The organism is Undibacterium paludis, from assembly GCF_022568815.1.
GTDB lineage: Bacteria > Pseudomonadota > Gammaproteobacteria > Burkholderiales > Burkholderiaceae_D > Undibacterium.
Genome location: NZ_JAKZHX010000014.1, coordinates 134,442 through 147,192, shown reverse-complemented (window position 1 = coordinate 147,192; position 12,751 = coordinate 134,442). Strand labels below are relative to the sequence as shown.

The following is a 12,751-nucleotide window of genomic DNA, read 5'->3' as shown; positions in this document are numbered from 1 at the left end:
TCAAGCGTGCCTGTGCTGCTCCATCACTTGTTGGTACAGGCGGGCATAATTGCTCGCCATTTTATCAGCCGTGAACAAATCGTAATAACGCTGCTGCGCTCTTTCGCCCATGTCAGCCGCTTCTGCCGGATGCGCCAGCAGATACTCCATCGCCTGCCTGAATGCAGCCGGATCGCTGGGCGGCACCACCAGGCCAGTCTGACCAGCCACATTGATATAAGTCGTCCCGGTACCGATCTCACTGGAAATCATGGGCTTGCCGAACATGGCCCCTTCCAGCAAAGAGATGCCAAATGCTTCCGAACGCAAATGTGAAGGGAAAGCCAGTGCATAGCACAGCGTCAGCAGGGCCACCTTGTCCGGTTCAGGCAAGGCACCCAGGAAATGTACATTTTTCAGCTTCAGGTTTTCCGCCTGCCGTTTCAGTTCAATTTCTTCGGGACCATCACCAACGATCACAATAGGAATATCCGTACCAGCCGCTGCTTCCAGCAGAATATGCAAGCCTTTGTAGTAACGGAGCATGCCGACAAACAAAAAGAAATGATCGCCGACTTTCGAGCGCCAGTGAGCCAGTAACTCATCCGTCGGAACCGGATAAATGCTTTTGTCCAGTCCGTAAGTGATGACTTCCGTCTTGTCTTTGTAGATTTCCAGCGTCGGACTGGTCGCCAGGTAATTCGGCGAGGTAGCGATGATGCGATCCACGTCACGCAAGAACTGGTGCTTGAGCGGTGCATACAGCTTCAACAGGTACTTCTGCCTGACAATATCTGAATGATAGGTGACGACACTGGGTTTCTTGATACGTCCCAGAAAATGCGCAATATCCATGAAGGGCCAGGGGAAATGGTAATGCACCACGTCTGCCTGTCCGGCCAGCTCCATGAAGCGTGACAATGCAGACCAGGAAAAGCCAGTGGAGGCAATTTCAAAATTCAGATGCGCCCGGTGTACCTTATGCCCCTCGAACTCAATCTGGGGTCGCCCCTGCTCACGTGTCAGTGTCAGCACTTCATTCTGTACACCCAGACGCGTGGTACCCACAGCCATCTGGCGTATCACCTGCTCAACACCACCAAAGGTATCGGGATAATAAGTGCGGTAGAAGTGCAGAATTTTCACTGTACGCGCCCTTATCCCGTTTTCACGATTTGGTAGGCGGCAACCGTGTTGCGCACACAAGCATCCCATGTCAGTTCTGCCGCACGCTGCAGCCCGCGTTCGATGGCCACGGTACGCCATGCATCATCTTCCAGCGCCTTTTGCAGGCCATGGCATATGGAATCCACGTCAGCCGGGTCCACAAGCATGGCGGCACCACCTGCAACTTCAGGCATGGATGATGAATTCGAGGTAAGCACGGGGACACCACTGGCCATGGCTTCGGCTATAGGCAGGCCAAAACCTTCGTACCAGGATGGATAGACGAACAGGCGGCAACCGGCAAACAGGACCGGCAGGAACTGCTGATCAACATAACCAAAGTATTTCAGCCAGCCTTCACCCTGGGCTTTCATCACATCGTCATGGATATCGCTGCTCTGCCAGCCTTCACCACCAACCAGCACCAACGGCCAACGTTGGCGCATTTGTGCCGGCAAGGCACGGTAAGCGGCCAGCAGATGCCTGAGGTTTTTACGTGGTTCCAGGGTCGACACGAAGAAACTGTATTCGCCAGGGCGCAAACCAAACAGATCAAGGACGGGGGTAATTTCATCCTTTGGATAAGGATGAAAGACTTCATCCACCCCGAGCGGGATGGCGACGACCTGGTCGTCGCGCAAACTGAATTCCTGTATCACCTCCTGGCGCGTCGCCAGAGAGTCGGTAATCACCAGTCTGGCACGCTGCACCGCTTTCGGTATGGTGGCACGCATGCGTGTCACCCTGGACTTGGGGTGCCATTGCGGATAACGATAGACCGACAAGTCATGTATCGTCACCAGGCTGGGCATATGCGACTCAGGGACAAAATAATTCGGGCTGTGGAAAAGGGCGTCGCGGACACCATTCAATCTGTGCCCAGCTATCACTGGCAGCAATTTTCCATACAGGGTGGAGAAAACCTGTAAGCGCCCCAATTGCTGACGCAACCTGTCTTTGTAGCCGAGCCTGACCGGAGCTGCCGATTTTTTTGCCAGTGTTGGTAAACCCGGTTTGGTTGAAATGTGTTCCAAATGTGGTAACTCGCGCCAGAAACCATCCGACAGATAGCGCACGGTATCAATACCTGTCTGCGCTGGCAGGCGGGTTGCCAGTTCCCATGCATAGCGCCCTATGCCTGCCAATGGCGGACGTATGGCTTCTATGGAGAGAACGATGTTCACGCAGCGTCCTTCTGCAGCATCCAGGCCAGCGTGTCACGCAGTGGTATCTGTGGTAGCTCACCTATGCATGCGCGCAAACGGCTACCATCGCCCATCAGTTTATGCACTTCATTCGCACGTACAAAAGCCGGGTTGACGTGTACCCTGATTTCATATCCGGCAAGTTCACTGGCCATCTGCAAGACCGAGCGCAGGCTATACGCATTACCTGAACAGATATTGAAAGTCTGGCCAGCCGGCGCCAACTCCAGTAAACGCACATAAGCCTGGCAGACAGTACGCACATCCGAAAAATCACGAGCGACATCAAGATTGCCTAATTCAATATCACTGGCCTTGCGGCGGTAGTGACTGATGATTTTTGGCAGCAAGAAGTTATCGGTCTGACCAACACCGGTGTAATTGAAGGGCCGCGTCACTATAATCGGCAACTTGTCCATCCACAGACGCGCCATATGCTCCACCGCCAGTTTGCTGACGGCATAGTCATTGGCCGGCATGGCGGGCTCAGTCTCGGCAATCACTTCTGTACGGGTGTTGCCGTAGATATTGGCACTACTGGCGATTAGCACAGCACGGGGTTTTTTGTCCAGCGCTGCCAGGCCTTCAAGCAGATTGCGGGTTCCCATGATGTTGACGCGATAAATCTCATCTACGTTGCCATGCGTGACAGAAGAAATCGCCGCCAAGTGCGCCACCACATCAGGCTGCACCTGTTGCAGCATTTCACGCAAAGCCTGCTTGTCACACAGATCAACTGCAATATGATCAACCGCCTGGGTTTCTGCACCATGGGTAGTACCAAAAACCCGGTATCCTGTCAGCGTCAGATCTTGCGCCAGATAACGTCCTGTGAAGCCTTTGATTCCCGTTATCAGCGCACGCGGAGTGGTTGACATGTCAGAACGATGCGCCATTCTCGTTACGTCGCAAATCTGCCGCTACCATCATCTGGCACAATTCTTCCAGCGTCGTCTTTGGCTCCCAACCCAGCACTTTTTTCGCTTTGGCCGGATCACCAATCAAGAGTTCAACTTCAGCAGGGCGATAGAATTTTGGATTGACGCGTACCAGCAATTTGCCGCTACGGGCGCAACTGGCCGTTTCATGCTCGCCCTCACCAGCCCAGACCAGCTTGATGTCGGCAGCCTTGAAGGCCATGGTGACAAAATCGCGCACAGTTTCAGTACGGTTGGTCGCCAGCACAAAGGTATCAGGTTTGTCAGCCTGCAGCATGCGCCACATGCCTTCTACGTACTCCTTGGCAAAGCCCCAGTCACGTTTGGCATCCATATTGCCAAGTTCTAAGACATCAAGCTTGCCGAGTTTAATCTTTGCAACAGAATCCGTAATCTTGCGTGTCACGAATTCACGGCCACGCAACGGTGACTCATGATTGAACAGAATACCGCTGCAACCAAAAATGCCGTAGGACTCACGATAATTGATTGTCATCCAGTGTGCATACAATTTGGCCACGCCGTAAGGGCTACGCGGATAAAACGGGGTGGACTCGATTTGTGGTACTGCCTGTACCTTGCCAAACATCTCTGAAGTCGATGCCTGGTAAAAACGGATCTCTGTATTGACGATGCGTATAGCTTCTAGCAGGTTCAATGCACCAATACCGGTAATTTCTGTCGTTGTCAGCGGCTGCTCAAACGATACGCCGACAAAGCTTTGCGCCGCCAGGTTATATACCTCGGTCACACCTGTCGTTTGCAACAGGCGTATGCTTGCCGACAAATCCGTCAGGTCATATTCAACCAGGTGCAGGGCTGGATGCTTGGCAATGCCAAGTTCTTCTATGCGCCAAAAATTGACTGAACTGGTACGGCGATACGTGCCGTAGACGGTATAGCCTTTTTCCAGCAGCAATTGAGCCAGATAGGCTCCGTCCTGACCAGTAATACCAGTGATTAACGCTTTTTTACTCATTCAAGAAAACCTCTTCGCTAAAGCGAACATTCAAAATTCTTCTCTAACCAGATGATGGACCGCCAGCAGGAAACCATCTGTGATGACGATCACATTTTATTTGCCGTTGCACAGTATACAATGAGTGTTCGCCGCACTGCGCAAATTTAATGCAAGTGCTTGTAAGAGATGCCATCGCGGCATCATTTCATACTGAAACGTCCACTCTTTTGCTTGACCGCAATATAATTAATTATCAAATATGAAATTAATTATTCAAGCGGCACCGTAGCGCCGGCGATACTCTGCAACAGCATCTTTATACTGCGAAAGTTGTTCAGCTGCGCCCGCTGTTGACAAATAATCAAATAAATCATTTAAATTGGCAATCGCTGTGACTGGCATGCCATAAGTGTGACCAACCTCCTGGGCTGCGGAATGCGCAGACAGGGCGTCATCCTTGCCTGAGCGTTCCATACGGTCCAGGGCAATCAATACGGCACTGGGTGTGGCACCTGCAGAACGGATAATTTCCACCGATTCGCGTACTGAAGTACCTGCAGAAATCACGTCATCAATAATGACTACTTTGCCAGCCAGCCTGGCGCCGACTATGTTGCCGCCCTCGCCATGGTCCTTGGCTTCTTTACGGTTGTAGGCAAATGGAACATTCCTGCCCTTGCGCGCCAAGGCTACCGCAGTGGCCGACGCCAGGGTGATGCCCTTGTAGGCTGGGCCAAACAGCATATCGAACTCTATGCCTGAATCCAGCAGGGTCTGGGCATAGAAATCAGCGATTTGCCCGAGATTTTTACCGTCGTTGAACAGACCGGCATTAAAGAAATACGGTGAGGTGCGTCCAGCCTTGGTAACAAAGCTGCCAAACTTGAGCACACCTGCCCCAACAGCAAAGTGAATAAATTCCTGTTTCAGATTATTCGCCATATGGTTACCTCAGTTGCAAATAGAAAATTACAAATTCAATTAAATAGTTTATCTGGTTAAGCATGCATGATACGCACAAAAATGCCTGTTACTGCTGTATTTGCTGCCACCATATGCTTGCGCTCATCTCAACGTTCTTTTCTGCGCCGCCAGTCTTTTCCAGATTGGCAACATCGATGAATAGGGTCAATGCACGTATGCCAGCCCCCTGTGCCAGTTGCGCACCCTGCCAGGTTGGCTCAACCTCTTGCGTCTGTTTTGCGTCAAGCATACGCACCAGCACATCTTCCGGACGCAATTCTATGACTTCATCTTCATCCAGAACGGGTGACAGCCCCAGAGTGCGGCAGGCAAATCCATGAGCATAGCGCCAACTGGCCTTGTCAAACAGGACTGGTTCGAGGCGCCAGGGCGCAGGGCTCTGGACTAATAATTTTGTCAATATCAATTTCATCGTCTGCGCCGGCAGGACTGTCTTCACTTCAGACAGGTCTAACAAGACACGTGGAGCGGCCGCCATGCGCTGATTGCTGGCCAGACATTGTGCCAGCGACAGCAAATCACTTTCAGCTGGCTGACCGTCAAGTCTTGCAATGCCGGACAGGGTATGCCCCAGCTGACTCACTGCTTCATGCTGATAAACATGCTCGATAAAATCAAAATACTGGCGCGCAACTTTATGTGGCATATGATGTAATTTCATATGCTCTAGCGCCTTGGCCCCCAACTGCTGTCTGAACTCAACAGATTCGCGCAAGGTCAGCAATTTTTCTGCCAAAACCTGCAATTCAAAATCCTCCTCAAGCTTGATCAGCGCATGCTCGGGCAATTCCGCCATGGCACCGTTACTGTTGACGATGGTAGGCAACCCATAGGCCATGCAATCAAGGACTGTGTAAGATGATTCTCCCCTCGAAAGCCCGCGCAATTGCACACCGGCATCCGCTGCCTGCAAATAGGTCTGGAACAGTCTGGCATCAGCAAAACCGGTAATTGTGATGCGTTCGCTCAAACCGGCTTGCTTGATCTTTTTCAGCAGATTACTGCCATATTCACCTGCATCATTTTTACCGACAAAAACCAGATGGCAATGGGGGTCGGCAGCCAAAGGCGACTGCAACCAGGCATCAAGCAACATGTGGTTCAGCTTGGTCGGTCCCATCAGGCCAAAAGAGCACACCAGGAAATCCTCTGCCTGCATACCCAGTTCCTGTCTGGCTTTTTGACGGTCTGTCCGTTGCGGTATATTTCGCATGTGCGGGATACGTTGCCAGTTATCGGTCGCCTGTTCGCCATACCACTGACGCGCCAGCTTCATGGAAAATTCAGAGTGGACGATCATGCCTGCCGCCATTTCCATCACCAGGTGATTGCAGGGATAGGCCCAGATGATCTGATTGAGGTCATCGGTATTCTGCTTTGCCAGCAAAGCTTGAAAACCATGAGAGCGATACAAGGCCTGTGACCAGATTTGCGGGTGCGTGCCGGTCAATTCCAGATGCGCCATCAAACCACTGAGGAAGAAGTCATGCAAGACCACGATACCTGGATAGCGGTCAAGCACATCGAGCATATAAGTATGGTAGGTCGAATTACCGAAGTTATAGACTATCCTGTCGTAGCGATGGGCATGCTGGGCGAACCATGCCAGGCTACGCAAAGGAAAATTGGCCGACAGCCAGTCATCGCTAACTTGTGTCTGATCAATAATGAGGTCAATCTCATAATAAGCGGACAATTCTGGCAATAGCTCAGCACTATAGTCCGCAATGCCGGAACGTTCGGGCGGTAAAGGCGAGAAATACGCCAGACGCGGCTTGGGCTGGTCTGACGTCACGCCAACTGATACTTTTTTCTTCTGCACCTGCAAATCATGCTGCTGCTCAAATGCAGTCAGTGCTGTCTTTGCCGAGGCGTCCCATGAGAATTTTTTTGCCTGCTGTATACCATGCTCACGCAGGCTTTGCAGGTAATTTTTATCACTCAAGGTATGGAACAGTTTTTCAGTGATGGCACGTTCGTCATGTGGATTGAACAAGGCATCGGCCCTGCCTACCACTTCTGGCAAACTGCTGGTGTTCGAAGCGATGACAGGCGCACCGCATGACATCGCTTCCAGTGCGGGCAAGCCAAAACCTTCGTGCCAGGACGGGAATACAAACAATGCGCAGGCATGGTAAAGCGGCGGCAATACTTCATCCGGGACAAAACCAGTCAGCACTACTTCATCATCCTGCAAACCGGCTTGTTTCATCAGGCCTTGCAAACGCTCACGGTCAGCGGGTTGTACACTGCAAACGATGGCTAGCTGATATTGTTGCCTGAAAGTTGAGGGCAGAGCCGCAAAGGCGCGTATCAATGCCTCGACATTCTTGCGCAAATCAATACCGCCGGTGTACATCAGGTAAGGCCGTGTCAGGCCATAACGCGTTTTGATTTCTGTCAGACTGTCTGGCGCATAGTCATGCAGCCCAAAACGTTCATCGACTGCTGAAGAAATATTGACGATGCGCTCAGGCGGCAGATTCAACCAGTCCAGCCCTTCCTGGCGAGATGAGCCAGAAATTGCCAGTAGCAGATCGGCACGCTTCAAGGCACGAACCTTGCGAAAATACCAGGCTCTGACGGTATCGTTTTCCAGGTAATGCGCTGAATTAATCAGTGGGATCAGGTCATACAGCGTGACCGCCGTAGGCTGATAGTCACCATTCTGGCCTATGCTGGTCAGGGCATTATCGGTCAAACCTTCAAACAGGCTGCTGACATGCACCATGTCTGGCTGCCATTCTGCTATTGCCTGCTCTCTTAGCATTTCGCCGGCACGCACCCGCCAGGCATTGGCAGGATCAAATTCATTGACCGGCGCCGGGCTCTTCCAATAGTGAAAATGGTGGTGAGCAATCAAACCATCGAAAGCCTGCTGCACTGGCGACAGGCTGTCAGCAAACAAGCTGTTGAGCAGCAGGTGCATTTCATGCGATCCGGCATTTCTTGCCATGGCTTGCGCCAGCGACAAAGAATAACGCCCGATGCCGCGATGACGACTGCCAGTTGACTGGCAGGCTTGTAAATCAATAAGAATACGCATTTTGCAACCTGTTTATTACCTGTTTATTTGAAACGACTCATTTCAGCTTGCAGTTGACTCAAGATCAACCTGGCCTTGGGCGACAGGGAAGGTGGTCCTTGCCTCGATGATTTCACAACAAATTTCGGATCAGCAGTAGAAATCGCTGGCGCATGGTTGGCAAGCAATACCCTCTTCAATCTGCGCTTGACTCCTGGGAAATAGTTCAACAGCTTCATGCCCAACTGCTTGATGCGCGGTTGCCGTGCGATATAGCGAGCAGTCCGGACCAGTAGCGAACGCAGATTCAAACCACCGTTTTTCAACATACTGAATGTTTTGCCAAGCAATCGTAATGGCGCAGTGATTTTCCAGGAAACACTGCCATACACTGCTTTGAGTTCTGCACGCAATTGCTCTTCATTCATGATAGGGTCGGAGATGGTGGTGAATTGGATTCGGGAAGAAAAAAGTATGCAAGTATAAACCATCACCCATGCCCTACCGGACTAGTTGGCTTTAATTTGCACCCTGCATATCGCGTCAACACACCCGAATAGCCAGTATCTGGTATGCTTTCTGTCTTATTTTTCATGTAAAACCAGCCAACATGACTAAAATTATCTCTGCCAACCTGAACGGCATACGCTCTGCCGCAAAAAAAGGTTTTTTTGAGTGGATGAAGAAAGAAAACCCCGATGTAGTCTGCGTGCAGGAGTTAAAGGCGCAGGCGGCAGACATGACGCCGGATTTCTTGAACCCTCATGGCTACCACGGCCACTTTCACTATGCCGAAAAAAAAGGTTATTCCGGTACCGGTATATACAGCAAGAAAGCGCCGGATGCTGTCATGACAGGTTTTGGCAGTGAAGAATTTGATGCCGAAGGACGTTATGTACGCTGTGATTTTGGCAAGCTCTCGGTCATTTCCGTCTATTGCCCGTCCGGCTCCTCGTCACCTGAACGGCAAGAAGCCAAGTTTCGTTTCATGGAGCTGTTCTATCCACATCTGCAGAGTCTGATCGCTGAAGGACGTGAAATCGTCATCTGTGGTGACTGGAATATCGCCCACAAAGAAATTGACCTGAAGAACTGGAAAAGCAATCAAAAGAATTCAGGCTTTTTACCGGAAGAACGCGCATGGATGACGCGCCTGTTTGAAGAGCAGGGCTGGCTCGACGTGTATCGCCACCTGCACCCAGAAACCACCGGCGAGGCTTATACCTGGTGGAGCAACCGTGGTCAGGCCTGGGCCAACAATGTCGGTTGGCGTATTGACTACCATGTCGCTACCAGCGACATAGGCAAGAAAGCACATACCGCCTCCATCTACAAGGACGAACGCTTTTCTGATCATGCGCCTTTGATCATTACATATAAATAATGAAATTTTTTTGAAATCTCCTTCAGGCTTGATTTAGTTGATAAAATTAATTTAATGAATAACAATAAGTGCAAACAGGCAATATTTGCCTGCGATTGCCTCTTCAGTTTTCATTATTTTATTTCTCTCAATTAAAGTAGCCATGTTAAAAAAATTATCAAAAGTTGTATTTTCTTCGCTATTGGCGGCCAGTTGCGTAACGGCAAGCGCCGTCAACGTTCAGTTTGTTACCGAGACAAATTACGGCGTTAGTCAGATCTATGCAGATGGCGTTGCCTTGCTCACAGGATGTGGCTTTGGTTTCATAGGGAGCGCCACACTGAGCGATACACCGGCCAACATTACAACCTGCAACCACAACAACGGGGGCATCATGTTCCCGTTTACTCAGGCTCAGACACCGAACTTACCGTTCAGGCTGCAATTTGCACAAGACGGGCTTGATCCGACCAAACTCAACTTTGGAGGTGAATTTGGTCCGTCAGCATACAATTTTGCGACGCTAAGCATGCCCATGGATGCCAATAAGAATGTCTTCCAATACTTTCGTTTTGCTGGTTCACCGCTATACAAGTATTCAGACAACCCATTTGCCTACACCATTCCGGCAACAGGTCAGCCTGTTTATATTTTCAACGCTGGCGGCAATCAAACCTGGGGTGAAATTATTTCACCAGACTATACGATTCGGGTCACATTGACAGGCACCACAAGGCCGATGAACTTGTACTTCGTCAATCATCCAGATACAAGAAATGTGGAGTTCTCCTGGGGTGCGGTGAATCAGGGTGACCGGGCAAACGTTACTGGTTATATTCAAGTAAGCAAGACAGACCCATCACTGTTACCTGGCTTGACCTTCCAGACAGAAGAATCGGCCTATCACCAGATAGGCAGGGCTGACGGTGACGGCTGGAGTGTCAATGTGGTCAATGATGCCCCAGGACAGTATTTAAATTACGGTCCCTACACCACTGGTCTGGGTGGTGGTAACCATAGCGCTGTATTTACATTGCAGGCAGATAATGTCAGTGCTGACAATAATGCCATCGTTGTTCTGGAGGTCAATGACGCCAGCACAGGTTCTGTTCTGGCAAGCAGACAGATACGTCGTAGTGAATTCCGAGGTCCATTCACTTATACAGACTTCAGCGTTCCATTTACTTCGACTGCAGGTCACTCATTGGAATTTCGCACAAGATGGTTGGGTGGTTCCTATATAAAACAAGATAAAGTTATCGCCAGATAATATCTCTATCACTAACCGCATTCTCTTGCCGTAGTGTACGAGAATGCGGTTCCCAGCCTAACAGCAGATTCTATTTGGCATGTTTGGAAACTCCATCTGAGATTCGCTTGACACGGTCACGTTTGACCTCTGTCAAACGGCTGCCCTGCTCCCTCACATAGGACTCGAAAGCCTCCAGGTCACGACCTATCAGCTCACGATCCTGGCCTTGCTTGAGAACGACGAAACCGTCGCCACCATCTGCCAGGAAGCTGTTGACCACGACGCTATATTGCTGGTTCAGATCCAAAGGTTTGCCCTTGATTTTGACATCCCTGATACGTTGCTCTATGGCTGCCTGAGGATCCCAGCTATAGCTCATCGTGTGAGAGACAAACAGTTTTTTCGGATCATCAACAGCACGGCCCAGCCACTGCTGCTGCAACAAGGTCATGATTTGTGCACCAGTCAATTTCATGCGGACAATGTTGTTGCCAAATGGCTGTGCTGCATACAAGTCGCCATAAGTCAGCTCGACCGCAGCTTGTGGTTTGCCTGAAGGCACATCACTGCGTATGCCGCCGGCATTCATGAAGGACAGATCAGCACCGCCGGCGTGTTGCCCCATGTGAAGCTGGGCGTCAGCAATGATATTGCCCAGTGCACTGTCAAATGCACCTCCCTCACTACCACGCAGCAGAGGAGCACTGAGTCTGGCGACCGGACGCTGGCGCAGACCGGCCGTCTGTGCCGCTACCTGATCGACCAGTTGCTGAGCAGCCTGATCAGGTTTTATCACTTTCTGGTCGATCAGATGATTAACCGCAACTGCCTTGATGACCTGGTTGCTGGCACGGTCTATGGTCAACGTCGACTCTGTCAGGAAACTACCGTAACTGCGCCCCTGCACTACCAGTCGACCATCGATCTTGCAGGTATAACCCTGATGCGAATGACCAGACACCACCAGACTGATCGCCTTGTCCAGTTTTTTGCTGATTTCAATGATAGGCCCTTGCAAACCTTCACAACGATAGGTCGGATCATTTTCTGAACCCTTGTAGATGGCACCTTCATGTATCAAAACCACGATGGCAGCAACACCCTGTTTCTGCAGTTCCGGCACATAGCGGTTGATCGCTGTCGCCTCGTCTTCAAAGCGCAGGTGCTTGACGGCATCACCGGCGACCAGGTTGGGGACATCAGAAGTCACCGCACCAATGAAACCGACTTTGACATCACCGACCTGGCGTATCACGTAAGGCGTCAGCCACGGCTTGTCACTACCCTGCTCATGCACATTTGCTCCCAGATAGGGAAAGCGGGCGCCACTGAAGCCGGCATAGGCACATCCTGTCGCCGGGCAATCGCCCTTGATCTTGCGCATCAGGTCTGCCGTACCATTGTCAAACTCATGATTGCCGATCGCGGTAACGGACAGATTGAGACGATTCAATGCCTCTATCACTGGCTCGTCCTTGAGCAATGCCGTACCCATGGGCGATGCGCCGATCAGGTCACCGGCGCCAACCAGGATGCTGGCCCCCACTGCCTGGCGGCGCTCATTGAGTTTCGACGTCAGAAAAGCATAACCGCCTGCTGGCGCAGAAATTTTTATACCCGGATGCGCTGCATCATCCTTGCTGGCCATATAAGGCACAGGCTGGTCGGACTGCAAGTTGCCATGAAAATCATTGATACTGAAAATAGTGATGTCCGTGGTGACGGTTTTGGCTGCGCTGGCTGCAGAATTGTTCGCTGTATTTGTCGTTGTACAGGCGGCAAACAGGCCGAACAAACTCAGTGTAAGGATCAATCTCAAGGTCGGTTTTAACTTTTGCATGGCAAGTTTTTCAAATTCAAATGAAAAAACCTGCAAC

10 protein-coding genes are annotated in these 12,751 nt (G+C 50.9%); 2 read left to right on the top strand and 8 right to left on the bottom strand.

Annotation, left to right across the window (positions count from 1 at the left end; all coding sequences use genetic code 11):
• The 7 genes from LZ463_RS22745 to LZ463_RS22715 all read right to left on the bottom strand — a co-directional run bounded on the left by LZ463_RS22745 (nucleotide 1) and on the right by LZ463_RS22715 (nucleotide 8,687).
• Complete coding sequence (locus LZ463_RS22745; RefSeq protein WP_241458584.1) at nucleotides 1–1,125, bottom strand: glycosyltransferase family 4 protein; 1,125 nt, start codon at nucleotides 1,123–1,125, stop codon at nucleotides 1–3.
• An 11-nt stretch (nucleotides 1,126–1,136) separates the two neighbouring features.
• Entirely contained in the window at nucleotides 1,137–2,330 is a 1,194-nt protein-coding gene (locus tag LZ463_RS22740; RefSeq protein ID WP_241458583.1) for a glycosyltransferase family 4 protein, read from the bottom strand.
• Nucleotides 2,327–3,229, bottom strand: a complete 903-nt coding sequence (locus tag LZ463_RS22735; RefSeq protein WP_241458582.1) for a GDP-mannose 4,6-dehydratase — start codon at nucleotides 3,227–3,229, stop codon at nucleotides 2,327–2,329. The genes LZ463_RS22740 and LZ463_RS22735 overlap by 4 nt, the downstream gene beginning before the upstream one ends.
• Before the next feature lies 1 nt (nucleotide 3,230).
• A complete protein-coding gene (gene gmd, locus LZ463_RS22730; protein WP_241458581.1) occupies nucleotides 3,231–4,268 on the bottom strand; it encodes a GDP-mannose 4,6-dehydratase in 1,038 nt (345 codons plus the stop codon).
• Nucleotides 4,269–4,523: 255 nt separating this feature from the next.
• Nucleotides 4,524–5,192: an orotate phosphoribosyltransferase gene (gene pyrE / locus LZ463_RS22725; protein WP_241458580.1), complete on the bottom strand. Its 669-nt coding sequence runs from the start codon at nucleotides 5,190–5,192 to the stop codon at nucleotides 4,524–4,526.
• An 88-nt stretch (nucleotides 5,193–5,280) separates the two neighbouring features.
• Entirely contained in the window at nucleotides 5,281–8,280 is a 3,000-nt protein-coding gene (locus LZ463_RS22720; RefSeq protein ID WP_241458579.1) for a glycosyltransferase, read from the bottom strand.
• 23 nt (nucleotides 8,281–8,303) lie between these two features.
• Nucleotides 8,304–8,687: a hypothetical protein gene (locus tag LZ463_RS22715; protein ID WP_241458578.1), complete on the bottom strand. Its 384-nt coding sequence runs from the start codon at nucleotides 8,685–8,687 to the stop codon at nucleotides 8,304–8,306.
• 182 nt (nucleotides 8,688–8,869) lie between these two features.
• Between LZ463_RS22715 and LZ463_RS22710 the strand changes: the two genes are divergently transcribed.
• Together LZ463_RS22710 and LZ463_RS22705 are read left to right on the top strand one after the other, a co-directional pair.
• The gene (locus tag LZ463_RS22710; protein ID WP_241458577.1) at nucleotides 8,870–9,643 is read left to right on the top strand and encodes an exodeoxyribonuclease III; all 774 of its coding nucleotides are present in this window, start codon (nucleotides 8,870–8,872) and stop codon (nucleotides 9,641–9,643) included.
• 85 nt (nucleotides 9,644–9,728) lie between these two features.
• Nucleotides 9,729–10,892 carry a hypothetical protein gene (locus LZ463_RS22705; RefSeq protein ID WP_241458576.1) on the top strand — a complete coding sequence of 388 codons (1,164 nt, stop codon included), beginning with the start codon at nucleotides 9,729–9,731 and terminating at the stop codon, nucleotides 10,890–10,892.
• Between the two features lie 70 nt (nucleotides 10,893–10,962).
• On the opposite strand, the gene LZ463_RS22700 is transcribed toward LZ463_RS22705, so the two are convergent.
• Nucleotides 10,963–12,714: a bifunctional metallophosphatase/5'-nucleotidase gene (locus LZ463_RS22700; protein WP_241458575.1), complete on the bottom strand. Its 1,752-nt coding sequence runs from the start codon at nucleotides 12,712–12,714 to the stop codon at nucleotides 10,963–10,965.
• Nucleotides 12,715–12,751 lie beyond the last annotated feature (37 nt).